Raw genomic sequence first — 24363 nt, forward strand, 5'->3', positions numbered from 1 at the left:
ATCCAGGATCAGAGCAACATGCCGCCCGAGGCCTCGACCCGTTGCGCGTTGATCCAGCCGGTGCCCGGGGCAAACAACGCCGCCACCACGGCGCCGATATCGTCCGGCTTGCCGGGGCGGCCCAATGCGGTCACCGAAGAAACGAAGGCGTTGACTTCCTCGTTGTCGCGCACGACGCCGCCGCTGAAGTCGGTCTCGATGGCCCCGGGCGCCAGCGTGTTGACGCTGATGCCGCGCGGGCCCAGCTCCTTTGCCAGATAGCGCGTCAGCACTTCGACGCCGCCCTTCATCGTCGCGTACGCCGAGTAGCCCGGCAGCGCGAAGCGGGCAAGGCCGGTCGACACATTGAGGATGCGCCCGCCGTCGGCGATCAGCCCGAGCAGGGCCTGCGTCAGGAAGAACGGCGCCTTCAGATGGACGCGCATCAGTTCGTCGAACTGTTCTTCGGTGGTATCGGCAAAGGCGGCATGCACGCCGATGCCGGCGTTGTTCAGCAGGAAATCGAAACGGCTGCGGCCCCAGCCGGCCAGCACCGACTCGACCTGTGCCGCGAAGCCGGGGAAAGCGCGGCTGTCGGCCACGTCCAGCTGCAGCGCGGCGGCGCGCCGGCCCAGCCGCTCGATCTCCGCGACCGCGCTGTCGGCCTCGGCGCGCTGGCCCCGGTAGGTCAGGATCACGTCGGTGCCCTGGCGGGCCAGGTGGATCGCGGCATTGCGGCCCAGGCCGCGGCTGCCGCCGGTGATGACGGCGATGGTGGAAGTTGTGGTCATGAAGTGGACTCCGGATAAGGGGGTTGGGGGTTTCGCGTTGCGGATCGGGGTCGAGCCGCGTGAATCCACTTTATTGATTCGTCCGTGACGCATAAACTGGCGTGGCGCGATAGCTCTGTTTTCCATCGCTAAACAATTGCTCGGACAACCCACCCCATGGACTCCCTCGACACGCTGCGCATCGTTCTGCGCGTCGCCGAACTCGGCGGCTTCGCCCGGGCCGCGGACAGCCTCGACCTGTCGAAGGCCGCGGTATCGATCGCGGTGCAACGGCTGGAGGCCAGCCTCGGCACCCAGCTGTTCCATCGGACCACGCGCCGGGTCCAGCTGACCGCCGACGGGCAGGCGTTCTACGAGCGTGCCCGCGATCTGCTCGATGACATGGACGAGCTGCACGGGATGTTCCAGCGCGACGGCGGGGCGCTGAAGGGCCGGCTGCGCGTCGACATGCCGGCCGGCATGGCCTCGATGTTCGTGATTCCGCGGCTTCCGGAATTCCTCGACAGGCATCCCGAGCTTTCCATCGAAATCAGCGGGACCGACCGTCGTGTCGATGTGGTGCGCGAAGGCTTCGACTGCGTGGTGCGTGTCGGCACGCTGGAGGACAGCAGCCTGGTGGCGCGGCCGTTGGGGGCGATGCGGTTGATCAACTGCGCCAGTCCCGGCTATCTGCGTCGCCATGGCGTGCCTCGCACCATCGACGATCTTCGCGATCATCGGCTGGTGCACTACGCCAGCACACTGGGGCAGCGCCCGCTCGGCTTCGAATACCCCGATGGCGCCGGCCATGCGGCGATGCCGATGGCGGGCGCCGTCACCGTCAACAACGGCGCCGCGTACGAAGCCGCGGCGGTCGCCGGACTGGGCATCATCCAGGCGCCAGCCACGGCGATGCAGGCCAGGCTGGCCGCAGGCGAGCTGGTCGAAGTCCTGCCCGATTTCCGGCCGCCGGCGATGCCTGTCACGCTGCTCTATGCGCAGCGACGCAATCTGCCGCGGCGCGTGCGCGTCTTCATGGACTGGATCGCGCAGGTCCTGGCACCCCACCTCGAACCGGTGTCCTGACGCGCGCGCCGTGCTTGCGGATCGCCGAGGCATGAGCGCGTACGGACGGCCGCCCCGTGAAGTGCCCACGTTGCTGCGGTACAGTCGAGGCCATGAGCAAGCCCCGTCCCACCGAGCCCGCCCACGACCATGACGATGCCGCGCTGCGGCAGCGCGCCGCGCGCCGCAGCACGCTGGTCAGCGTGGCGGCCAATCTGGTGCTGACCGTCGCGCAGGCCGTCACGGGCATCGTCGCCGGCTCGCAGGCGCTGCTGGCCGATGCCGTCCATTCGCTGTCGGACATGCTGTCCGATTTCATCGTGCTGTTCGCAGGCATGCACAGCGGCAAGGGGCCCGACGAAGACCACCAGTACGGCCACCAACGCTTCGAGAACGCGGCTTCGCTGGCGCTCGGCGTACTGCTGCTTGCCGTCGGCGCGGGCATGCTCTGGTCGGCGGCCGGCAAGGTCGATCCCGCGGGTGACACGCCGCCGGTCGGCATGGCCGCATTGTGGGTCGCGCTCGGCACGCTGGTGCTGAAGGAATCGCTGTTCCGCTATCTGCTGTCGGTCGCGCACCGCGTGCGCTCGAGCATGCTGGCGGCCAACGCCTGGCATTCGCGTTCGGATGCCGCGTCGTCGCTGGTGGTCGCGCTCGGTATCGGCGGCAGCCTGCTCGGCTATCGCTGGCTCGATCCCGTCGCCGCCATGGTGGTCGGCCTGATGATCATCCGCATGGGCTGGCGCTTTGGCTGGAATGCGATGCAGGACCTGATGGACCGCGGCGCGGACGCGCACACCGTCGAGGCAATCCGGCACAGCCTGTTGTCCACGCCGGGCGTGCTGGGCGTACACGACCTGCGTACGCGCAAGATGGGCGACCTGATCCTGGTCGACGTGCATCTGGAGATGGAGGCGATGCTGACCGTCGAGCAGGGCCACGCGATCGCGATGGAGGCGCGCCGGCGCGCGATGGAAAACCGCGACGTGCTCGACGTGATGACCCACATGGACCCGGTGCGCCGTGGCGGCGCCACCGTCGACCGCGCAGCCGGCTAGCGCTTTCGCAGCGGCGCGAGCAGATGCGACAGGCCGTTGTGGTCGAGCTCCTGCATCAACGCCAGCAACCGCCCGATCTCACCCGGCGGAAACCCTTCGCGCGCAAACCAGTTCAGGTAATTGCCCGGCAGATCGGCGATCAGCCGGCCCTTGTACTTGCCGAACGGCATGGTGCGGGTGACGAGGAGTTGCAGGTCTTCGGGGTGCATGGAGATAAGGGGGCCGCAACTGCGCTTGCCGGCGGCTCGTCGCCTTGTCGCGGTTGCCCCATATCGTAGCGGATCCATGGCCGCGTCCTCACGTGTCGGTCCCCGGGGAGCAACTGTGCCCCATCAACCGGCCTCGGCCCCCGCCGCACACGCAGGCAACGACGGCCGTGCCCGTTCCAGCCGCACGCTCCAGGCCGCGACCGCCAGTGCCGACAGCGGAGCCAGCGCGGCAACCCAGGGCAGGGCGGTCAGGCCTGGACCGTGGTCGATCACCATGCCGCCGAGCCAGGCGCCCAGCGCATTGCCGAGGTTGAAGGCGGCGATATTGAAGCTCGACGCCAGGTTCTGGCCCGGTCCGCGCGCGTGCCGCAGCACGCGCAGTTGGAGCGGCGACACCGTGGCGAAGGCCGCGATGCCGAGGATGCCGACGAAGGCCACCACCGCGACCTGGTGGTGGATGGCGAAGGTCATCAGCGCCAGCACAGAGGCGAGCGAGAGCAGCGTGGCGAGCACCGCGGCGACCGGACGGCGGTCCGCCAGCCTGCCACCGAGCAGATTGCCGACGATCATGCCGGCGCCGAACAGCAGCAGGATCGGCGACACCGCCGCCTCGCCATAGCCGGCCACCTTGGTCAGCAGCGGCTGCACGTAGGTGATCACCGCGAAGATGCCGATGGCCTGCAGGATCGTCATGGCCAGGCCCAGCATCACCTGCGGCCGCACCATGGTCGCCAGCTCGTCCTTCAACGAGGCCGGCGCGCTGTGGTCGCGGCTGGCCTTGACCAGCATGCCGATCACGACGAGCGATACCAGCCCGATCAGCGTCATCGCCCAGAACGTCGAACGCCAGCCCAGATGCAGGCCCAGCCAGGCGCCGGCGGGCATGCCGAGCAGCGTGGCCAGCGTCAGGCCGGAGAACATCACCGAGATCGCCGAGGCGCGGCGGTCTTCCGGCACCAGGCCGGTCGCCACCACGGCGCCGACGCCGAAGAAGGTGCCATGCGTCAGCGAGGTGATCACGCGGGCGATCATCAGCGTGGTGTAGTCGGGCGCCAGCGCGCAGGCCGCGTTGCCGACGGTGTAGATCACCATCAGCGCCAGCAGCACGGCCTTGCGCGGCATGCGGCGGGTCAGCAGCGTCAGGATCGGCGCGCCGGCGGCGACACCGAACGCATAGCCGGACACCAGCATGCCGGCCGAGGCGATCGACACGTGCAGGTCGGCGCTGACCTGCAGCAGCAGGCCCATGATCACGAATTCGGCGCAGCCGATGCCGAACGAGCCGGCGGTCAGCGCGTAGAGCGCCAGCGGCATGCCTGCGCGCGCGGGCTTGGCAGGAGGCTTGGCAGTGGGTGGGGTGGTGGACGGGGTAGTGGCGGTAGGCGGGGCGGCCATGACAACTCTCCTATTGGAAGGCCCGCAGTTTGCCCGCCCGCATCTTTTTGAAAAACCGGCGGTATCATGAATCAGTTTCAATATCCGATTGATAGTCATGGACCGAATCGGCGATATCGCGCTGTTCCTGCGCGTACTGGACCTCGGCTCGATCAGCGCTGCCGCGCGCAGTCTCGACCTGTCGGTGGCCGTGGCCAGCCAGCGCCTGAAGCGGCTGGAGCAGGACCTGAGCGTACGCCTGCTGCACCGGACGACGCGCCGGCTGCACCCGACGCCCGAAGGCGCGGCGCTGGCCGAGCAGGGCCGCGGGCTGGTCGAGGAACTGGAGGCCCTCGGCAGCTCGTTGCGCCGGGCCGGTGGCGAGGTCACCGGTACGCTGCGTGTGACCACGGCATCGTCGTTCGGCCGCCAGTACCTGTCGCCGCTGCTGCCCGAATTCATGGCGCGGCATCCGCAACTTCGGCTGAACATTCATCTGGACGACCGCGTGGTGGATCTGGTCAGTGCGGGCTTCGACTTGGCGGTTCGCATCGGCGCGCTCGACGATTCGACGCTGGTCGCGCGCAAGCTCGCCAACAATCGGCGGCTGCTGTGCGCGTCGCCGGACTATCTGCGCCGGCATGGCACCCCGCGCACGCCGGAAGAGCTGGCCCAACACGAATGCCTGGTGCTGGTGGGCAGCCAGGGCAGGCAGGACCTGTGGCGGCTCGAAGACCGTGACGGCCGAGAGATTGCTGTGCGGGTGCGGGGCCGGATCGAGGCCAATACCGGCGAATTGCTGTCGGACGCGGCGCTGGGCGGTCTCGGCATCGCGCTGCATTCGTACTGGCATGTCTGCCCGATGCTGCGTGCCGGCCGTCTGGTGCAGGTGCTGCCGGACTACCAGATCCCGGACACGGGCATCTATGCGGTGATGCCGCAGCGACGACTGGTGCCGCCGCGCGTGCGAGCGCTGGTCGATTTCCTGGCCGAGCGCTTCGGCGATATCCCGCCGTGGGAGCGCGACAGCGGACTCAAATGACCGCGCGCGCGGTGCCGATCCGCTCGAGCACGAAACGCACGCGCGCCGCCACGTCGACGCGCGGCAGCTCGATCAGCGTATAGCCGCAATCGCGATAGGCCTGTGCCACCGCGTGATAGGTCCGTTCGGCCTCGTCCAGGCTCTGCTTGCGCTCGGCGTCGTGCCGGTAGATTTCCGGCCAGGGCGGTGCGATGAAGACCTGCTGGCGATAGCGGAACGTCGCCGCGGCGCGCCGCAGATGGTCGGGCACCGGCAGCTCACACAGCCGCAGATAGCCGATCACGTCCGGCACGCCGCGGTCGAACAGCACCGGGCCGGTATGCCGCTGCGCCAGACGATACGAGCGCAGTTCCCAGCCGAGCATCGCCTCGGCGAAGACCTGCCGGTCGCGCCATGGCAGCGCCGGGCCCTCGATCGCGACCTGGTCCTGGATGATGCCGCGGCCCGCTTCCTCCGAGCGGGCATGGCCGAGCTGCTCCAGCGCATCGATCAGCGTGCTCTTGCCCGAGCCCGGGCCGCCGGTGAAGACGATCAGGCGGTCGATATGGCCGGCGACGCCGGCTGCGGCATGGTGTTCGGTCTGGTTGAAGCTTGGTGCCGACATTGGCTTCTTCTGGATGATTGGAATTTCGGGGCGCTGCGAATGGTGAAGCATGGACGGCCGGGCGCGTGCCGGCTTACTTCGACGTCGCGATGCGCGCCGTCAACAACGGATAGGGATTGATCGCACCGGTCGGCGTATAGATGCCGTAGTGCAGATGCGGCGGCGTGCCGCGCGCGTTGCCGGTATTGCCGACATACCCGAGCACGGTGCCGGGAGTGACGCGATCACCGGGCGCGATCTCGCCATAGCGGTCGAGGTGGGCGTAGTAGTGCATCTGCCGGCCCGGTCCCATGACCCAGACCACTTGGCCACCGAGATTGTTGGTGCCGACGCGGGACACGATGCCTTCGGTGGCCGACACGACCTCGCGACCTCGCGGCGCGAAGATGTCGATGCCCTGATGCTGCCGGCCGCCGGAGCGCGGGGCGTTCCAGGTATCGCGCAAGGCGTTGGCCGGTACGCCTGCGACGGGCACCGGCAGCGCTTTGGGCGCCGGCATCGCCGCGAGGCGCATGCCGTAGAACACGCGGTCCAGCACCGGCTGGACGCGTGGCCAGGCCCACCATGCCGCCGCCGCGAAGGCCGCGACCCATAACCACCCCGAACGCCTGCGCAGGATCGACACGGGGTCAGGCTGCCGCGGTGTTCGCCGATCGGCGCGGACTCAGGCGGTTGCCCTGGTGGTCGCGATCGACACGCCGGCCTGCAGCGTCAGCGTGACCGGCGTCTTGCCGGCGATCTCCAGTAGGCGTTCCCATTGCTCGTCGCTCAGCGCCGCCGACGCGTGCAGCGTGCGTTCGATGCGCGTATCGCCGTCGCGGTTTTTCAGCAAGGTCAGCTCGACGCGCAGATCGCCGAGGTCCCAGCCCTTGCGGTCCGCATACATGCGCAGCGTGATCGCCGTGCAGGCACCGAGCCCGGTCAGCACATAGTCGTACGGAGCCGGCCCGGCATCCTGCCCGCCCGCCTTGGCAGGCTCGTCGGCCACCAGCTGATGCTTGCCGGTGGTGATTTCGTGCCGGTAGTTCGGTCCGGCGGCGCGGACACTGGCGTGGGAAACCGGGGTCATGACGGGCGGCTCCTTGCAGGGGAGGGAAAGAGGGGAAAGATGGGACGGTACCGAAAATGCTGACTGCCGAGGCCGGTGCCGGAGCGGTTCACACTATCACTTAAGCGCTCTCGCGTACAGCCAGCCTCGGTGCCAGGGCGCCCGGAATCCCGGTCGATCCCTCGTCAGTTCCTCGTCAATTCGTCGTCAGCACCCGCACCGGTCCGCGCCGTTCCAGCATGTCGACGACGACATGCCGGCCCGAGCGCCGCAGCGCGACGTCGGCCGAGCCGCCGCCGACCGCCAGATTGCGGAAGACCACCTCGTCGAGGAAGGCTGGCAGCGCCGGCTCGTCGAAGGTGATATGCACGCGCTCGGTGTCGAAGCCGAGCCCGAGGCTGGCCTGCAGCATGTATAGCGGTGCGGCCGCGGCCCAAGCCTGCGGGGTGCAGGCGACCGGATAGAAGGTCGGGCCCTGCGTGCCCTGGCGCGGGAAGCCGCAGAACAGCTCGGGCAACCGGCGCAGGTCGATATAGGTGGAGGCCGCGAACAGGCCCTCGAAAATCCGCGCTGCTTCGCGATGGAAGCCGTAGCGCGCCATGCCGCCCGCGATCAGCGCATTGTCGTGCGGCCAGACCGAGCCGTTGTGATAGCTCATCGGGTTGTAGCGCGCCTCGGTCGACGCCACGGTGCGCACGCCCCAGCCGCAGAACGACGTTCCCGACATCAGCGTACGTACCACCGCGGGGGCGCGCTCGGGCAGCGCGATGCCGGTCAGCAGCGCATGGCCGGCGTTCGACGTGCGCACCCGGCATGGGCGCTTGTCGCCATCGAGCGCGAGCACATAGGTGCCGAGCGCCTCGTCGAAGAACTCCGCATCGAAGGCCGCGCGCAGGGCCTCGGCGCGCGCCGCGCATTGGGTCGCACGCTCGGTCATGCCCAGTTGCGCGGCGATATCGGCGCCGGCCTGCCAGGCGCCGTAGACGTAGGCCTGCACCTCCGCCAGCGCGATCGGGCCCCTGGCCAGCGTGCCGTCGGCATGGAAGACCGAGTCCTGGCTGTCCTTCCAGCCCTGATTGACCAGCCCTTCGGTGGTGCGCCTGCTGTACTCGACGAAGCCGTCGCCATCGCGGTCGCCATAGCGCTCGATCCATTGCAGCGCGGCCTCGAGGCTCGGCCACAGCCGCTGCAGCGTGCCGAGATCTCCCGTGCGATGCAGATAGGCGCCGGCCAGCATCACGAACAGCGGCGTCGAGTCGATGCTGCCGTAGTAGCGGCGGAACGGCACCTCGCCGAGCTCCGCCATCTCGCCGTGCCGGACCTCGTGCAGGATCTTGCCCGGCTCGGCGTCGGCGGCCGCATCGTTCTCGGTGGCCTGGTTGGCCGCCAGATAGCCGAGCACGCCGCGCGCGATATTCGGGTCCAGCCACAGCGTCTCCAGCGCGGTGATCAGCGCATCGCGGCCGAACACGGTGCTGAACCACGGAATCCCGGCATAAGGATAGGGACCCTCCGGCGTATCGGTGATCAGCATGTACAGGTCCGATACGCTGCGCCGGACCGCCTCGTTGAAGATCTCGTTCGAGGTCACGATCGAGGCCGCGCGCGAGGCCGAGTTGCGCAGCGCCCGCCGGGCGTCGCGCAGCGCGCTGAAGAAGGCGCAGCGGGTCTGCTGCGGAATCTCGCCGATACCGCAGCGGATCTCGACGAACAGCAGGCGCGCCTCCTTCGGCTGGATATCGAGCGTGAAGCGCGCGCAGTTGCCGGTCAGCCGGGTCGGCGCCGGATCGAACAGCAGCGCCGTGTGCCGGCTCTGCTGATCGAGCCCGGTATAGCCGAGGATGACCCGATTGTTGCTGATGCGGGGCGGATGATGTTCGCCGCGGCGCTCGCGTTTCGAGCCGCGGACCTCGAACAGGTCGGCGAAGTCCGCCGCGAACGCGAGTTCGAGCTGGATGCGGCGCGGCTTCTCGTCGAAGTTGCGGATGATCAGCCGTTCGTAGCAGGTCGCGTTCCACAGAAAGCGCGAGCGGCGCAGATGCAGCAGATCGTGCTCGATCTTCAGCTGGCCATCGCCATCGAACAGATCGGGATTGGTCAGGTCGCAGGTCAGCGTCGCGTTGTCGTCGCGCAGCGTCGACGACAGCAGCATCGGCCGCGCGCCGTCGATCGAGAGGAACAGGTGCGACAGGTGGCGGGTGTCCCGATGGAATATGCCCTCGGGACTGCCGGGGCCGGACAGCGCATCGCCGTTGTGGTCGAACACCGCGAAGGTGTCGCCATGCTTGAGCGTGCGCGGCCTGCGCTCCTGCAGCGACGCGGCGGCCGGGATGAAGAACTGGGCGAGCTGGGTACCGCCGGGCCCGGTGGGCGCCGGCGCGTGGGAGGCGGCAACAGTGCTGGCGGTTGGCATCGTCGCGATCCTTTGCGGTTCAGGCGAGGGCGGGCAGGCCGACACGGTCGCTGCCGGTCACGCCGCCCACCGTTGCACCCATGGCTCGGCGCAGCAGCGCACCGGCGCTGACATCGGCCAGGCTGCGATAGATCTCGACATACTGCTGCGCCATTCGTTCCACGGTGAAGCGCTGCTCGAAGGTCGCGCGGATCCTGCCGCGGTCCAGTTCGTCGATGCGTCCGACCGCCTGCGCGGCCTGCTCGATGTCCTCGACGATAAAGCCGGTCACCCCCTCGTCGATGACTTCGGGCACCGAGCCGCAGCGGTAGGCGATCACCGGCGTGCCGCAGGCCATCGCCTCGATCATCACCAGGCCGAAGGGCTCCGGCCAGTCGATCGGGAACAGCAGCGCGCGCGCGTTGCCGAGGAATTCGGCCTTCTGATGCTCGTTGATTTCGCCGATGAACTTGACCTTCGGATGCGCGGCGATCATCGGCGCGATGACTTCGTCCCAATAGGCCTGGTCGGCCTTGTCGATCTTGGCGGCGATCTTCAGCGGCATGCCGGTGCGCGCGGCGATTTCGATGGCGCGATCGGGCCGTTTTTCGGGCGAGATGCGGCCGAGGAAGGCCAGATAGCCGCCCTTCGCCTCGGCGGTGAAAGGCAGCAGGTCGCGCGGCAGGCCATGGTGCACCGTGCCGACCCAGTTGACGGGCGGCATCGGGCGGCGCTGGTCGTCGGAGATCGACACCAGCGGAAATTCGGGGAAGGCGCGATAGAAGGGCACCAGGTCGGGCAGATCGAGCCGGCCATGCAGCGTGGTGACGGTGCGCTCGGCGATGTCGCGGATCAGCGGGAAATGCAGCAGGTCGATGTGGAAGTGCAGCACGTCGAAGTCGTCGGCACGCCGGCGGACCTCGTCCAGCATCATGATGTGATAGGGGATCGGGTCTTTCACCCTGGGATCGAGCCGTAGCGCGATGTCGGAGCCGCGTACCAGCCGGGCGGCGGTCCTGGAGTCGCCGCTGGCGAACAGGGTCACGTCATGACCCTGGCGGACAAGCTCTTCGGTCAGATAGGACACGATGCGCTCGGTGCCCCCGTAGAGCTTGGGCGGGCAACGCTCGGCAAGCGGGGCGATCTGGGCAATCTTCATCAGCAAACCTCCTCTTCAAGCGAAGTTGACTGTCCGGAAGCCGCACGGCCGCGATGGCCGATGCGGCGTGGGTGCCGTTCCAGAGAAGACGGGCCGACGCCAAATTAAGGGCGGCTGTGTGACCTTCAAGAGCCGCCCGGCAAAAATTTTTTTGGGCGGCGCGTAGCGGCGCCGCCCTCTTCAGCTAGTTATATGCGATGCGGAAGCGGTGTGAAGGACGGGCCGCATGCGGCCCTTGCCGGCCGGTGGTCCGACGGCGTCAGCGCTCGCCATTGCCGTCGCCGAGGCCATGCCGGGCATGCCATTGCGCCAGCGATTCGTCGGGCCACTGGCGGCAATGGACATGCCCCTTGCCGCGCGGCACGTCGACCCAGGGCGCGGCATAGTCCAGCGCCGCCTCGACGACCTCCGGCGGGCGCGGCAGCGGGGTGTCGATCGCCGACGCATGGGGATGGACCAGTTCCGGCCAGCGCGGGTCCCACAGCCACAGCGGGCTGCCGCATTGCAGGCAGAAATGCCGCGACGCCGGCGAGCGGGTCGCGCGCTTGCCGGGCTCGCGCATCACGGCGTGATAGATGCCCAGATGCTTGCGGCCGCGTACGCGCAGCGTGTTGGCGTCCGCGCCGAGATTGATCGCATAGCCGCCGGAGCCCGCGGTCTTGCGGCAGATCGAGCAATGGCAATGCATGAAGGGGTAATACGAAGACGACTCGACGCTGAAACGCACCGCGCCGCAATGACAGGAGCCTTCCAGATGCATGGCGACCTCATATCCAGGAGTGGTGGATCGAGGTTCCTATTGTGGAAGCTGGCCGGCGGAATACCAATCCAATACCAGGCCTGTACCAGACCAATACCAGGCCGATACGAGGCCGATACGAGGCCGATACGAGGCCGATACCAATGCAATGCGCCTATCGGTCAGCAGCGAAGACGCCGCGCCAAAACAAAAAACCCGCCGATCTTGCGATTGGCGGGTTTTCTGCTTTTGCTGGCGGAGTGGACGGGACTCGAACCCGCGACCCCCGGCGTGACAGGCCGGTATTCTAACCGACTGAACTACCACTCCTTGTCGGCTTGCCTGCTGGCGCCGCCGCACTGCTTGGCATGGTTGCCGGCATTGCAGCGAGCGGTCCAGCCGGCGTCCGGATGCATGGCATCCGGTCAAGCTGGCGTCCCCTAGGGGATTCGAACCCCTGTACTCACCGTGAAAGGGTGATGTCCTAGGCCTCTAGACGAAGGGGACTGGAACCGTTTCGCATTGACGCTGTGTTTTGCGTCGCGAGGGGCGCAAGTATAACGCCGATTTTTTTGCCTGTGAAGCCTCTTCGATGCGATTGGTGAATCGGCGGGTCCGACAGATGCCTATGGCATCATTCCGGCACGACAACATGAGGATGGACATGCTTCAGGACACGCACAGCAAGCTGATCGGTTATTTGCTCTGGATCTTCGGTTTTACCGGCTCGCATCGCTTCTACTATGGCAAACCGGTGACCGGCACGATCTGGTTCCTGACGCTCGGCCTGCTGGGCATCGGCTGGCTGATCGACCTGTTCCTGATTCCGGGCATGGACCGGGATGCCGACCGCCGCTTTACCTCGGGCCGCGTCGATTTCAATATCGCCTGGATTCTGCTGACCTTCCTCGGCATCTTCGGCGTGCATCGGATGTATATGGGCAAATGGCTGACCGGCCTGCTGTATCTGGTGACCGGCGGCTTCTTCCTGATCGGCGTGCTGTACGACTTCTGGACGCTCAATGACCAGGTGTCCGACAAGAACCGCGTGTTCTCCTGAGCTTCTCCTGAGCGGCGGACCGCGTCCCATGCGCGCGGAGCGCTGAACCATGGCAGGCAGGCAAGGCACCCTCGGGCTGAAAGGCATCGCGCTGCTGGAGGCGACCAAGGGCGCGCTGGTGGTGCTGGCCGGCATCGGCCTGGCGGCGCTGCTGCATCGCGACGCGCAGGCGCTGGCCGAGGCCATCGTCGCGCGCCTGCACCTGAATCCCGGCAGCCGCTATCCGACGATCTTCCTGTCGCTGGCGGCGCATCCCGACGATCCGCGCCTGTGGGCCATCGGCGCGTCGGCCGCGATCTATGCCGCGATGCGATTCGCCGAGGCCTATGGCCTGTGGCACGAACGCGCCTGGGCCCAATGGCTGGGCGTCTGGTCCGGTGCGATCTATATTCCGGTGGAACTTTACGAAGCGGCGCGGCATCCGACCTGGATACACATCGGCGTGGCCGTCGCCAACGTGGCGATCGTCGCCTATCTGGCCGCAAGCCTGGCCCGCCGACGCGGCACGCCGCGATGACGGGCGCCTGATGCCGGCACGGCCCGGGCATCGGGGCGGACAGGGGGATCGCCAGGGGAACAAGCGGAACGAGGGGACGAGAGGGCCCAGGGGGACTCTCGAAGACCGACCACGCGAGGAGCCAGACATGCCTGAATCGAACGATCCGACCCGATCATCGGCCGATCCATCCGCACGGCCGCGGCATTTCTCGATGATCCGCGAACTGGCGCTGGCCGACGTCTTTACGCTGGCCAATGCGGCCTGCGGCATGGCATCGGTGTTCTTCGCGATGTTCTACATCGACAGCCAGTCGCTGCGGCACTTCCTGATCGCGGCGGCCTTCGCGCCCGCCGCCTTCTTCTTCGACGTGATCGACGGCCGTGTCGCGCGCTGGCGCCACGCGCATTCGGCGCTGGGCCGCGAGCTCGATTCGCTGGCCGACATCATCTCGTTCGGCGTCGGTCCCGCGACGCTGGCCTTTGCCGCCGGCATGCGCGGCGGCTGGGATCTGCTCGCGCTGATCTATTTCGTCTGCTGCGGCGTCAGCCGGCTCGCGCGCTTCAACGTCACGGCCGAATCGCTGTCCGGCGCCAGCGGCAAGGTGTCCTATTTCGAGGGCACGCCGATCCCGACCAGCGTGGTGCTGACCGGCGTGCTGGCGCTGTGCGCCTGGCAGGGCCGCATCGGCGATGCGCTGTTCGGCGGTGCCTGGACGCTCGGCCCGGCGGTACTGCATCCGCTCGTGCTGCTGTTCGTGCTGTCGGGCTCGCTGATGATCAGCAAGACGCTGCGGATTCCGAAGTTCTGACGGGGTGATCGTCCGCGGCGATCGTCTGCGGCCACCGAATGCGGCCACCGAATGCGGCCACCGAATGCGACGACCGGATTCGGCGATCGGCTATCGCAGCGACAGCCACACCGTCTTCGGTTCGGTGAAGTTCTGCAGCGCCGCGTCGCCATGTTCGCGGCCCAGCCCCGAATCGCCGGCACCGCCCCAGGGCAGCCGGACATCGGTATAGCCGTAGGTATTGATCCATACCGTGCCCGCCTTCAATTCGCCGGCGACGCGATGCACGCGCCCGATGTCCGCGCTCCAGACCCCGGCCGCCAGGCCGAACGCGGTGCCGTTGGCGATGCGGATCGCATCGGCCTCGTCGTCGAAGGGAATCACTGCGGCCACCGGGCCGAAGATCTCCTCCTGCGAGATGCGCATCGCGTGCGCGACGTTGGCGAATACCGTGGGTGCAACGAAGTAGCCGCGCTCGCCAACCCGCATGCCGCCGGCCACCACTGATGCCCCTTCCTGCTTGCCGATCTCGATATAGTCCAGCACCGTCTTCATCTGCGCGTTGGACACCAGCGGCCCCATCGTCGTCTCGGGCAACGCCGGGTTGCCGACGCGGATCGCGTTGGCCCGTGCCGCGAGCCGCTCGACCACCTCGTCGTAGATGGCGCGTTGCGCGAGGATGCGCGATCCCGCGGAGCAGACCTGGCCGGCATTGAAGAAGATGCCCGATGCCGCGGCCCGCACCGCCGCGTCGAGATCCGCGTCCGCAAAGATCAGGTTGGCCGATTTGCCGCCGAGCTCGAGCGTGACGCGCTTGAAGTTGCCCGCCGCGCCCTGCATGATGCCGCGGCCCACGCCCGGCGAGCCGGTGAAGGTCACCTTGTCGACGCCGGGATGGCCGACCAGCGCATCGCCGACCACGCTGCCCTTGCCGGTGACGATATTGAGCACCCCCGGCGGCAGGCCCGCTTCGAGCGCGAGTTCGCCGACGCGCAGCGCCGACAGCGGCGTGATTTCCGCGGGTTTGACGATCACGGTGCAGCCGCATGCCAGCGCCGGCGCGATCTTCCACATGCCGATCATCAGCGGGAAATTCCACGGCACGATCGCGGCCACCACGCCGACCGGCTCGCGCACGGTATAGGTCAGCGCGTCGGGGCGGGCCGGTATCACGTCGCCGTGGATCTTGTCGGCCCAGCCCGCGTAGTAGCGCACGGTGTCGATCACCGCCGGCAGGTCCTGCCGGCGTACCGCGGCCAGCGGCTTGCCGGCGTCGAGGCTCTCCAGCGCGATCAGCTCGTCCCGATGGGCCTCGAGCAGGTCGGCGAAGCGGTGCAGGATGCGGCCGCGTTCCGCGGCGCGCATGCGGCTCCAGCCCTTCAGCGCGCGGCGCGCGGTCTGCACCGCGAGGTCCACCTCGGCCGCGCCGCCCCGCGCGACCAGCGCGATCGGTCCCTCGGTGGCGGGGTTGATATCGGTCGAATAGGCGCCCGAGATCGGCGCGACACGCTCGGCGCCGATCAGCAGGTCATGCCGCGGCAGCGAGGACGAATTGGGCCAGATCGGCGAATTCGGCGAGGGCAGCGAACTGGTTGGCGGCAAAGGCGACGGCATGATGGCTCCTCACGGGATCGACCCGGTGCAGTGTCGATTCAGTGTTGGCAAGCCGCGGACCAAAGTCCAATTAATAGATCGGATTGATTTATCCGAAAAAGTTATGGTGCCGACGCGTCCGGTTTACCGGGTCGATCCGGCTGCTCGGTCTCGCCCGGTTCGTCAGGTCCGTCCGTTCCCTCGCCGGGGCGCACCGTGCGTGCTTGGGCCGCGAGCGGCGGGACCAGCCCCACGATCGCCGCATGCAGTTCCGCGGCGACCACGGGCTTGTGCAGCAGCACGGTGCCGCTCGCATGCACGCTGCGCAGCCGGTCCGCCGCGGTATCGCCGGTGATGACGATCGCCGGTACCGCCTCTCCCAGTTGCTTGCGCAGCGCCGCCATCGCCTGCAGGCCGTCCCGGTTTCCGCGCAGCCGATAATCCGCCACGATCAGATTGGGCCGGAACGCCGGCAGGCAGGCCAGCGCGTCGCGCTCGGACTCCGCCGCCCGGCAATCGCATTGCCAGCCCGACAGCAGCTCGGTCATCGCCAGCCGGATATGCGGATCGTCGTCGATGACCAGCGCCCGCACGCCCGGCAGCGGTTCCAGCTGCATCGGCGCATCGCTCGGCAGCCGATGTACCAGCGTCTCCATGCCGGCCGGCGGCAGCCAGACCCAGGGCAGCGCCATGCGAAATACCGAGCCGCGCTGCGGCGTCGAGGCGAGCGTGACATCGGTGGACATCGTGCGCGCGAGGCCGCTGGCGATCGACAACCCGAGTCCCAGGCCCTTGCGCTGATCGCGCTCGGGATTGCCGAGCTGATGGAACTCCTGGAAGATCGCCGCGTGCTGCGACGCCGGGATGCCGATCCCCGTGTCCCATACCTCGAGCACCGCATGTTCGCCGCGCCGGCGGCAGCCCACCAGCACGCCGCCGCGCTCGGTATAGCGGATTGCATTGGCGATCAGATTGCGCAGCACCAGCTCGACCAGCGACGGATCGGCGAACACCGCGCAGGTCGTCTCGCGCGTCCGGTAGACCAGCCCGCGTGCTTCCGCCAGCGGCGCGAACTCGTTCTCGAGCCGGTAGAGCAGCGGCTGCAGGCGAAACGCCATCGGCCGTGCCTGCACCACGCCGGCTTCGAGCTTGGAGAAGTCCAGCAAGGTGTTCAGCATTTCCCGCGCGGCGTCCGAGGCCGCCTCGATATGCGTCAGCAGCTGGCGCTGCTTGTCGTCCAGCGAGGTGCGGCTCAGCGAGACCAGAAACAGGCCGAGCGCATGCAGCGGCTGGCGCAGGTCGTGGCTGGCCGATGCCAGGAACACCGATTTCGCGCGGCTCGCCTGCTCGGCCGCGCGCTGGGCGGACTCCGCGCGCGCCGTCTGCTCGCGCAGCTGCCCGATCAGTTCGATATTCTCGAAGCGCAGCGCGATTGAATGCCGCGCCACGCGGGCGTAGTTGCGCGCGAACACGATCAGCACGATCAGATAGAGCGGCGTCGCCAGGAACATCGGCAGATAGTCGGGGTCGCCGGTGGCCAGGAAGCTGATCCATACCGGCAGGATCGCCGGCACGAAAAAGCCGACGGCGACCGGCAGGCAGGCCGAGAACACGGCCAGCGCCGCGGCGCTCATGCCCGCGATCAGCGACAGCACCGAAATGACGATCGGCGGCTCGCGGACATCGAGATAGAGCAGCGCGATCACTCCCCACAGCGAGCCGATGCAGGTCAGCAGCATCGTCATCCAGCGCGCGTAGCAAGGCGCTGCGGCCTCGGTGGTGCGTTCCGGCATCCGCTGCCGGCCGACCAGGCCGTAGGCGCAGGCCAGCGTCATCGCGATGGCCCACGGCAACGCCAGCGGGCGATCGCCGGACAGCACCAGCCCGGCCGTCAGGAACCAAGATGCCAGCGCGCAGCCGATCATCGCGACGCTGAAGCTCTGGTCCAGCAGATCCATCTGGGCGGCCAGCAGCCGTCCCTCGTCGAAGCGCGGCAGCAAGGGCAGCCGCCAGCGGCCGCTGGCGCGCTTCACCGCGCGGCCTGGATCAGGCCACGCCGCTGCGCCTCGATGATGGCCTCGACGCGGCTGACCACGCCAAGGTGATCGAGGATGGCGGCGACATGCACCCGCACCGTGTTCTCCGACAGGCCGAGATGGTGCGCGATGATCTTGTTGGAACGGCCCAGCGCCAGTTGGCTCAGCACCTCGAGCTGGCGCGGTGTCAGCTGGCTGGGACGGTAGCGGGCCGCATCCGTGGCGGACGGGTCCGGCGCGATGGCGTCATCCGCATGGCAGAAGTAGGTGCCGCCCTGCAGGCAGCGCGCGATCGCCTTCTCGATGCGCGTGGCGTCCGCCGATTTGGGCAGGAAGCCGGCCACGTCCTTCCGCACGTCGGGGGGAATCGCGTCCGGGCCCGAGGTACCCGAGACGATCAGGATGCGCGCCGCGGGAAAATGCCGGCGCAGCACGCGCACGCCCTCGATGCCGTTCAGGCCCGGCAACTGGATATCGAGCAGGATGATATCGACCGCGGCTCCGGCATGGTCCTGCACCGCCTCCATCACCGTGCCGGCCTCGACGATCGCGGACACGCTGGCGCTGTCGGCCAGCAGCAGCCGCAGGCCGGTGCGGAACAGCGTATGGTCGTCGATCAGCAGCAGGCGGGCATCGGGCATGGCGGTCGATAAGGGGCCGGTCATCGGCGTGGCGGGCCGCTAGAACCTTGCGGTTGGGGGATCGCATGGCAGGGTGAAGGCGCGCGGATGGCGGCCGGCGGCCCTTGCCAGTGGTGGATTGGAATCGATTCCCGACTGCTTGTCCATGCCTGCCGATCCGGGGTTGCCTAGTCCGGATGGATTATTGGCGTGGCTGGCGCGTGATGCGAGGATGCGTCCTGAGCGGAACCGCGACTCGCTCATACCACTTTGAAGTACCCGCACCTCCCGGCTGCGGGTATTTTTTTGCCCGATCGCTGCTCGGCGACATGGCCGCCATGCAGCGCATGCATTCACGATCGCGATTGCGCCGGCCATGCCTCGCCATGTCCTTCGGTGTCGGTGCGATGTCGGTGCGATGTTGGTGCGATGTTGGTGCGATTCCCGCGGCCATCATGCCGCCCGATCCAGCGGCCAGACCCGCGTATCGCGCGGCGTATCGAAACGATAGTCGCTGTAGGACCGCACGAACAGCTCGGCGCCGAGTCGCTCGGCCTGCGCGATCGCATCGGTCGGATCGCGTACCACCTCGCCGCGGCGATTGCCGGTACCCCGCACCACGCCTGCCAATTGCGAATCGGTATAGCGGGCATACTCCTGCAATTGATGAACGATGCCGAGCGCCGCGCCGGCATAGCTTTCCTCGGACGCCAGTACCAGGCCGAGGCGCTTGCGGGCCAGCTTCGGCACCACGGTGGCCGAATCCGGATGCGAGGCGGCGTAATAGCAGAACATCCGGTCGAAGAAGGCCTTGGTCTGCGCCGACAGGCCATACCAATAGATCGGCGAGCAGAACACCACGCCGGCCGCGGGCAGAAAGTCCTGCAGCAATAGGTCGCGATAGCCGTCGTCGATGCCGCAGCTGCCGTCGGCGCGCCGGCATTGGCGGCAGTCGCGCAGCAGCCCGCCGATATGGTCGTCGAGAAAGCGCAATTTGACCGGGTGGCCCGCTCGCTCGACGCCGCGCTGCACCGCGTGCGCCATCGCCGCCGAATTGCCGTCGCGCCGAGGGCTGCCCACCAGGATCAATACCGGCCCGGAAGGAAGGGTTTGGGAGAAAGTCGTATCCGTCATCATGTTCCTTGCATTGCGTGGTAGGGACACGGCGACTGTAGGATGGCGACTGCGGCGCGACAAACGAGCAATTCTTGCGTCGGACAAATTCGGTTCATCTCTGGGTTTCCTGCGCATTTTTTTGGAGCGCAATGCATGTTCGCTTCCTTGCCGATCGCCGCCCTGCGCGTCTTTGAATCTGCCGCGCGGCATCTGAGCTTCAAGGCCGCGGCGGCCGAGCTGTCGGTGACGCCGGCCGCCGTCTCGCATCAGGTGCGCGGGCTCGAGTCCTGCCTTGGCGTGGCACTGTTCACGCGCCTGCCGCGCGGCGTGGCGCTGACGGTCGAAGGCGAGCGGCTGTTCCATCGGATGCATGGCGCGCTGCTCGATGTGGCCCAAGCCATCGACGAGCTGCTTCCGCAGCCGGCGGCGGGGTCGCTGACGGTGACCACCACCATGTCGTTCGCCGCGCTGTGGCTGGTGCCGCGGCTGGGGCGCTTCTATCAGGCGCATCCCGATGTGCACGTGCGGATCGACAGCGATGGTGCGCCGGTCGACCTGCACCAGGACGCGCGCATCGATGTGGCGATCCGCTATGGCACCAGCGCCTGGCCCTCGCTGCTGAACGCATGCCGCCTCGGCGAAACGTTCGGCGTTTACGGATCGCCGGCGCGGATCGCAACTGCCGGCCAGGAGACGCCCGAACTGATCACGGTGCGATGGACCGATTCGACGCTGTACGACGATGGCTGGCAGGCGTGGTGCGATGCGGCCGGCGTGCGTTGGCTGCAGGAAGGCGCCACGATGCGCGCCTACGACGAGGAGAGCTATGCGCTGCAGGCCGCCGTCGCGGGACAGGGGCTGGTGCTCGCCAGCTCCATCATGGTGTCCGACAGCGTGCGCAATGGGCTGCTGCTGCCGTATCGGCCCGATATCACGGTAGCCGGCGCCGCCTATACCGCGCTGTGCGTGCCGGGGCGCGAGCGGCATCCGCCGGTGCGGGCGTTTCTGGCCTGGCTGGCGCGGGAATGGGCCTGAAGGCGCGGCCTTTCGCCCATGCGCCTCAATGCCACATCAATGACGTGTTACACCGTGTAGGGCACCCGTTGCCGCGGCCCGCGCATGGTCTCCCCCATGGCGCGACGCAACATGGCGATTCCTGCTGCCGCCCGGCAATTCGCGTTGCCTAATATTCAGATCGTGGCGGTTCCGCCAGCGGCCATCGGGAGTAAAGCATGCCGACCGCAGTCCGACACCGTTTTCCCCTTGCTGCCCGCATCGCCAGCATCGCGCTCGGCATGGTTTGCCTCGCCGGCATGGCGCCGACGGCAACGTTGGCGGCATTGCAGGACCACTTCCTGTACTTCCCGAGCAAGGCACCGCTGGCCGCGCTGATTTCCGACGAATTGCGCCCCTGGCCCGGTGAAGACGACTTCATGGGCCTGCTCGCCGAGCCCAGCGGGCCGGCGCGTGCCACCGCGATCGTGTTCCATGGCAACGCCGGCCATGCCGGCCACCGCAAGGTCTATGCGAACGCGCTGGTGCAGCACGGCGTGCGGGTCATCCTGGCCGAATATCCGGGCTATGGGCCGCGCGATGGCGAGGTAGGCGAGGCCAGCTTCGTCGCCGATGCGCAGCGCACCATCGAACTGGCCCATGCGCGCTTCGGCGCGCCGCTGCTGCTGATCGGCGAATCGCTCGGCGCCGGCGTGGTGGCCGCAGCCGCCGCGCGGCAACGCGACCGGATCGCCGGCCTGATGCTGATCACCCCGTGGGATCGGCTGGCCCATATCGCCGCCCATCACTACGCATGGCTGCCGACCTCCTGGCTGTTGCGCGACCGCTATGACAGCGTCGCAAATCTGGTCGCATTCGATCGCCCGGTATTGGTAGTGGTGGCCGAACGCGATCGCATCGTGCCGGCACGCTTCGGCCGCGCACTGCACGACGCGCTCGGCATGCGGCGGCAATTGCGCGTGGTGCCGGGTGCCGACCACAACGACTGGTTCGACCGCGTCGATGCACAGTGGTGGGGGCAGGCGCTCGCCTTCCTGCTCGAATCAGGGCCCAACGCCGCCGCTCCGTGAGCCGGTTTACCAGCGATTCGCCAGCGATTCACCAGCGGTCCGAGGGTAATTGCATTAATGTTGGAACTTACGGATTTGGACGCGCATTGGTTATCCTTGTGTCATTGCATTGAATGAACCAATCCGATGAAGCTCTCTCCCGCCATTCCAATTCTGCGTATCTTCTCGGTGGACAAGGCCAGGGAGTTCTATCTCGATTTCCTTGGATTTTCCGTCGACTGGGAGCATCGCTTCGAGGAAAGCCTGCCGCTGTACATGCAGATATCGCGTTCGGAATTGCTGCTGCATCTGAGCGAGCATCACGGCGATGGCACGCCCGGAACGGCAATATTCCTGCGGGTCGATGACATCGAAGCGCTGCATCGGGAATTGGCGGCGAAGCCGTACCGATATGCGCGCCCCGGCGTCGAAACGATGGACTGGGGCAAGGAAATGCAGGTGGCCGACCCGTTCGGTAATTCCCTGCGTTTCTGTCAGCTCATTGACGATTAATTATATTTCGAACACCTACCGTAGTAGGGGTAACGCGGCGCCACGCGAATTCCGTTGTGCGAAATCAATTACACTGGCGCAAAAAATAAGCTTTATTTCGGCAGGGGTCAGGAGCCAAAGCTTGGTGAAGAGTCGAATTGCGTCGGGCATGGCCCCGGCGCGCCAGTCGTATGCCATCGTCGTCGACGACCATCCGCTGGTGGCGCGCGGTATTGCGGGATATCTGACAACGCATTGCGACTACGCGGTGGCGCACTATGCCGCGAATGCGCAGGAGTGCTTTCAACGGATCGATAGCGACGGTCCTCCCAGCCTGCTGGTGGTCGATTTCTGGCTGCCCGGCGGCACCGCCCTGGCGCTGCTGCGCGAGGCTGCGGCAAAGCTGCCATCGTGCCGCCTGCTCGTGATGAGCGGCGATGAAGACGCGCGCGTACAGATCAAGGCCATGGAGGCGGGCGCGCACGGCTTTCTGCGCAAGAGCGAGCCGCCGGAGACGTTCGCCCAGGCGGTGGCCACGCTGCGCCAGGGCGGCACCTGGTTCCCGGCCGTGCCCGCGGCGGAACTGACACCGGCCCTGCGCCGCGAGCTGCCGCTGAGCCCGCGCGATCTCGGCCTGACCGATCGGCAGGGTCAGGTGCTTGCATTGATGCTGCGCGGCCTGCCCAACAAGCAGATTGCCAAGGAACTGGCGATTTCCGAGCAGACCACCAAGGAACACGTGACGGCCATTCTCGGCAAGCTGGGCGTCAGCAATCGCGTCGAGGCCATCACGCTGCTGCACGGACGCCGGCTCGAACCGTGAGCGGGTCGATCTCGCAACGGCTGGGCCTGCGTGCCGCCGCCGCCGAATCGAGCGTCAGCCCGCGTGCCCGCGCGCGCCTGGTCGACATGACGTTCGAGCGCCTCGTCTTCAGCGTCAACGCGATTCCCTTCGTCGGCCTGCCGTTCGTCGTCTGGCTTCATGTCACGGGCAGGGATGCCCGTTCGCTGCTGGTGTGGACGCTCGCCTACTGCCTCGCCGCCGGCTGGATGCAGCTGGAGCGCCGCCACTATCGGCGCGAGCGCGCGCAGTCCGACGACGCGGCGATGGCCGAGCGCTGGCTGCCGGTGGTTCGGCGCATCGCGCTGGTCCACGGCCTGTGCCTGTCGATGGCGACGGTCTTGACCGCGGGCCAGGTTACGTTCGACTTCGCGCTGCTGCTGCATATCAGCCTGGCCGCCATTCTTGCGGCCAATGCCACGCACCAGACGCCGATACTGGGCGCCTTCCAGCGGTTCTTCTTTGCGTGCTGGGGTGTGGTGACGGTCAACGTGCCATGGAGTTTCCCCCATCACTGGCAGGTGGTGCTGCCGCTGACGCTGCTGTACGCGGTGGCGATCTATCGGCACGCGCTGATCGCCAATCAATTCTTCCGCCAGCAGGTGCAGCTCGAGGACGACGGCATCCGGCTTGCGGAGAGCTATCGGCTCGCCAAGGAGGCGGCCGAGGATGCGCTGCGCGCCAAGAACCTGTTCCTGACCACCGCCAGCCACGACCTGCGCCAGCCCGTTCATGCGATGGGGTTCCTGATCGAAGCGATCGCACAGCGCAATCGCGATCCGGCGCTGAATCCGCCGCTGGAGGACCTGCGGCGCAGCGTCCGATCCGTTCATCTGATGTTCAACTCGCTGCTTGACCTGTCGAAGATCGAGCAGGGCATGGCGATGCCGCGCAGCGCACCGGTGGCGCTCGCACCCATCATGGAGGAAGTCGCCGCGCTGTTCCGCGAGGAAGCGCATAGCCGCCATCTCGATCTGCGCGTGCGGGTGCCGAAGCAGGCCGCGGCGGTGCTGGCGGATGCTTCGCTGCTGCGCCAGTCGCTGGTCAACCTGGTCCACAACGCGCTGCGGTACACGCAGCGTGGCGGCGTGCTGCTGTCGGCGCGGCGCCGCGAAGCGGACTGGCTGCTGGAAGTCTGGGATACCGGCATCGGCGTGGCCAACGAGGACAAGAGCCGGATCTATTCACCGTACTATCGCAACGAATACGCCTGGCGCATCGATAGCGCGGGTCATGGCCTCGGTCTCGCCGTGGTTGCCCGCTGCGCGACCATGATGGGTGCCGCCTACGGGCTGGACTCCGTCGAACGTCGCGGCTCGCGATTCTGGCTGCGCTTTCCGGCCGCTGACCCCGGGCAGGCCCATGTGCACGCGATGGCGGCCGAGTCCCAGGCCCGCCCGACGAGCGCGCTGCCGCCGCTGAGCGGTTGCTGTCTGATCGTCGAGGACGATCCGGTCGTCGTCAGGGCGTGGGGGAGCCTGATGCAGGCATGGCATGTCGATGCACACTGCGCGGCCTCGGCGACGGAAGCGATCGCGCTGCTCCATGCCGGCCTGCGTCCGCAGGTGATCCTGTGCGACCAGCGCCTGCGATCCGGCGAGAGCGGCTTCGAGGTGCTGAAGGAGCTGCTGGAGCGCTGTCCCGGCGCCAGCGGCGCGATGGTCAGCGGCGAATTCGATTCGCCCGCCCTGCTGCAGGCCGAACGCGAGGGCTATGTGGTGCTGCGCAAGCCGGTGGAGCCTGCGCAGTTGCATGCATTGCTGTACCAGTGGCTTCGGCCGGAAGAGACGCTGCACCGCGCGTCGTGATTCGTGGGC

At 67.6% G+C, this 24363-nt stretch carries 24 protein-coding genes and 2 tRNA genes; 11 read left to right on the forward strand and 15 right to left on the reverse strand.

Annotation, left to right across the window (positions count from 1 at the left end):
- Positions 1-8: 8 nt before the first annotated feature.
- Positions 9-770 (reverse strand): SDR family NAD(P)-dependent oxidoreductase, encoded by a 762-nt coding sequence (locus KZ686_RS21335; RefSeq protein ID WP_149316372.1) that lies wholly within the window; start codon positions 768-770, stop codon positions 9-11.
- A 156-nt stretch (positions 771-926) separates the two neighbouring features.
- Here KZ686_RS21335 and KZ686_RS21340 point away from each other — a divergent pair, with 156 nt between their 5' ends.
- Positions 927-1835: a LysR family transcriptional regulator gene (locus KZ686_RS21340; RefSeq protein ID WP_265633595.1), complete on the forward strand. Its 909-nt coding sequence runs from the start codon at positions 927-929 to the stop codon at positions 1833-1835.
- Between the two features lie 92 nt (positions 1836-1927).
- On the forward strand, positions 1928-2872 hold the full coding sequence (locus tag KZ686_RS21345; protein ID WP_265633596.1) for a cation diffusion facilitator family transporter: 945 nt from the start codon (positions 1928-1930) through the stop codon (positions 2870-2872).
- Here KZ686_RS21345 and KZ686_RS21350 read toward each other — a convergent pair.
- Together KZ686_RS21350 and KZ686_RS21355 are read right to left on the reverse strand one after the other, a co-directional pair.
- On the reverse strand, positions 2869-3081 hold the full coding sequence (locus KZ686_RS21350; RefSeq protein WP_149316540.1) for a DUF3820 family protein: 213 nt from the start codon (positions 3079-3081) through the stop codon (positions 2869-2871). The two genes, KZ686_RS21345 and KZ686_RS21350, sit on opposite strands and share 4 nt — an antisense overlap.
- 123 nt (positions 3082-3204) lie before the next feature.
- Positions 3205-4395, reverse strand: coding sequence for an MFS transporter (locus tag KZ686_RS21355; RefSeq protein WP_150082915.1), 1191 nt, complete (start codon positions 4393-4395; stop codon positions 3205-3207).
- 178 nt (positions 4396-4573) lie between these two features.
- On the opposite strand from KZ686_RS21355, the gene KZ686_RS21360 reads away from it, so the two are divergent.
- On the forward strand, positions 4574-5497 hold the full coding sequence (locus KZ686_RS21360) for a LysR family transcriptional regulator (protein ID WP_226106691.1): 924 nt from the start codon (positions 4574-4576) through the stop codon (positions 5495-5497).
- Here KZ686_RS21360 and KZ686_RS21365 read toward each other — a convergent pair.
- The 8 genes from KZ686_RS21365 to KZ686_RS21400 form a co-directional block, all read right to left on the reverse strand.
- Entirely contained in the window at positions 5490-6101 is a 612-nt protein-coding gene (locus KZ686_RS21365; protein WP_265633597.1) for an AAA family ATPase, read from the reverse strand. The two genes, KZ686_RS21360 and KZ686_RS21365, sit on opposite strands and share 8 nt — an antisense overlap.
- A gap of 73 nt (positions 6102-6174) precedes the next feature.
- Positions 6175-6726, reverse strand: coding sequence for a M23 family metallopeptidase (locus KZ686_RS21370; RefSeq protein WP_370639509.1), 552 nt, complete (start codon positions 6724-6726; stop codon positions 6175-6177).
- A 39-nt stretch (positions 6727-6765) separates the two neighbouring features.
- On the reverse strand, positions 6766-7170 hold the full coding sequence (locus KZ686_RS21375) for an OsmC family protein (RefSeq protein ID WP_149316368.1): 405 nt from the start codon (positions 7168-7170) through the stop codon (positions 6766-6768).
- Positions 7171-7345: 175 nt separating this feature from the next.
- A complete protein-coding gene (locus KZ686_RS21380; protein ID WP_265633598.1) occupies positions 7346-9562 on the reverse strand; it encodes an amylo-alpha-1,6-glucosidase in 2217 nt (738 codons plus the stop codon).
- Positions 9563-9581: 19 nt separating this feature from the next.
- On the reverse strand, positions 9582-10700 hold the full coding sequence (locus tag KZ686_RS21385; protein WP_150082855.1) for a glycosyltransferase family 4 protein: 1119 nt from the start codon (positions 10698-10700) through the stop codon (positions 9582-9584).
- A gap of 259 nt (positions 10701-10959) precedes the next feature.
- Positions 10960-11460: a GFA family protein gene (locus KZ686_RS21390; RefSeq protein WP_149316365.1), complete on the reverse strand. Its 501-nt coding sequence runs from the start codon at positions 11458-11460 to the stop codon at positions 10960-10962.
- Between the two features lie 232 nt (positions 11461-11692).
- Positions 11693-11769, reverse strand: a tRNA-Asp gene (locus KZ686_RS21395).
- A gap of 101 nt (positions 11770-11870) precedes the next feature.
- A tRNA-Glu gene (locus KZ686_RS21400) sits at positions 11871-11946 on the reverse strand.
- A gap of 157 nt (positions 11947-12103) precedes the next feature.
- Between KZ686_RS21400 and KZ686_RS21405 the strand changes: the two genes are divergently transcribed.
- The 3 genes from KZ686_RS21405 to KZ686_RS21415 all read left to right on the forward strand — a co-directional run bounded on the left by KZ686_RS21405 (position 12104) and on the right by KZ686_RS21415 (position 13806).
- Positions 12104-12499, forward strand: coding sequence for an NINE protein (locus KZ686_RS21405; protein WP_223129660.1), 396 nt, complete (start codon positions 12104-12106; stop codon positions 12497-12499).
- Positions 12500-12548: 49 nt separating this feature from the next.
- On the forward strand, positions 12549-13016 hold the full coding sequence (locus KZ686_RS21410; protein WP_149316363.1) for a DUF2127 domain-containing protein: 468 nt from the start codon (positions 12549-12551) through the stop codon (positions 13014-13016).
- A gap of 193 nt (positions 13017-13209) precedes the next feature.
- The gene (locus KZ686_RS21415) at positions 13210-13806 is read left to right on the forward strand and encodes a CDP-alcohol phosphatidyltransferase family protein (RefSeq protein WP_226107055.1); all 597 of its coding nucleotides are present in this window, start codon (positions 13210-13212) and stop codon (positions 13804-13806) included.
- Positions 13807-13896: 90 nt separating this feature from the next.
- Here the strand turns inward: KZ686_RS21415 and KZ686_RS21420 are convergent, their stop codons facing one another.
- From KZ686_RS21420 to KZ686_RS21435, 4 genes are all read right to left on the reverse strand, one after another.
- On the reverse strand, positions 13897-15399 hold the full coding sequence (locus tag KZ686_RS21420) for an aldehyde dehydrogenase family protein (RefSeq protein WP_265633599.1): 1503 nt from the start codon (positions 15397-15399) through the stop codon (positions 13897-13899).
- Positions 15400-15500: 101 nt separating this feature from the next.
- A complete protein-coding gene (locus tag KZ686_RS21425) occupies positions 15501-17336 on the reverse strand; it encodes an ATP-binding response regulator (RefSeq protein WP_265635343.1) in 1836 nt (611 codons plus the stop codon).
- 71 nt (positions 17337-17407) lie between these two features.
- The gene (locus tag KZ686_RS21430; RefSeq protein WP_265633600.1) at positions 17408-18055 is read right to left on the reverse strand and encodes a response regulator transcription factor; all 648 of its coding nucleotides are present in this window, start codon (positions 18053-18055) and stop codon (positions 17408-17410) included.
- A 432-nt stretch (positions 18056-18487) separates the two neighbouring features.
- Positions 18488-19168, reverse strand: coding sequence for a flavodoxin family protein (locus tag KZ686_RS21435; RefSeq protein ID WP_265633601.1), 681 nt, complete (start codon positions 19166-19168; stop codon positions 18488-18490).
- 135 nt (positions 19169-19303) lie between these two features.
- On the opposite strand from KZ686_RS21435, the gene KZ686_RS21440 reads away from it, so the two are divergent.
- The 5 genes from KZ686_RS21440 to KZ686_RS21460 all read left to right on the forward strand — a co-directional run bounded on the left by KZ686_RS21440 (position 19304) and on the right by KZ686_RS21460 (position 24354).
- Complete coding sequence (locus tag KZ686_RS21440; protein ID WP_150082851.1) at positions 19304-20185, forward strand: LysR substrate-binding domain-containing protein; 882 nt, start codon at positions 19304-19306, stop codon at positions 20183-20185.
- Between the two features lie 260 nt (positions 20186-20445).
- The gene (locus KZ686_RS21445; RefSeq protein WP_265635345.1) at positions 20446-21234 is read left to right on the forward strand and encodes an alpha/beta hydrolase; all 789 of its coding nucleotides are present in this window, start codon (positions 20446-20448) and stop codon (positions 21232-21234) included.
- A gap of 126 nt (positions 21235-21360) precedes the next feature.
- A complete protein-coding gene (locus KZ686_RS21450) occupies positions 21361-21726 on the forward strand; it encodes a glyoxalase superfamily protein (protein WP_149316359.1) in 366 nt (121 codons plus the stop codon).
- Positions 21727-21850: 124 nt separating this feature from the next.
- Positions 21851-22528, forward strand: a complete 678-nt coding sequence (locus tag KZ686_RS21455) for a LuxR C-terminal-related transcriptional regulator (protein ID WP_223819544.1) — start codon at positions 21851-21853, stop codon at positions 22526-22528.
- Positions 22525-24354 (forward strand): hybrid sensor histidine kinase/response regulator, encoded by a 1830-nt coding sequence (locus tag KZ686_RS21460; protein WP_150082850.1) that lies wholly within the window; start codon positions 22525-22527, stop codon positions 24352-24354. Before KZ686_RS21455 ends, KZ686_RS21460 begins: the two co-directional genes overlap by 4 nt.
- Positions 24355-24363: the final 9 nt, after the last annotated feature.

The sequence above is a fragment of the Cupriavidus cauae genome, from assembly GCF_026210475.1.
Lineage (GTDB): Bacteria > Pseudomonadota > Gammaproteobacteria > Burkholderiales > Burkholderiaceae > Cupriavidus > Cupriavidus cauae.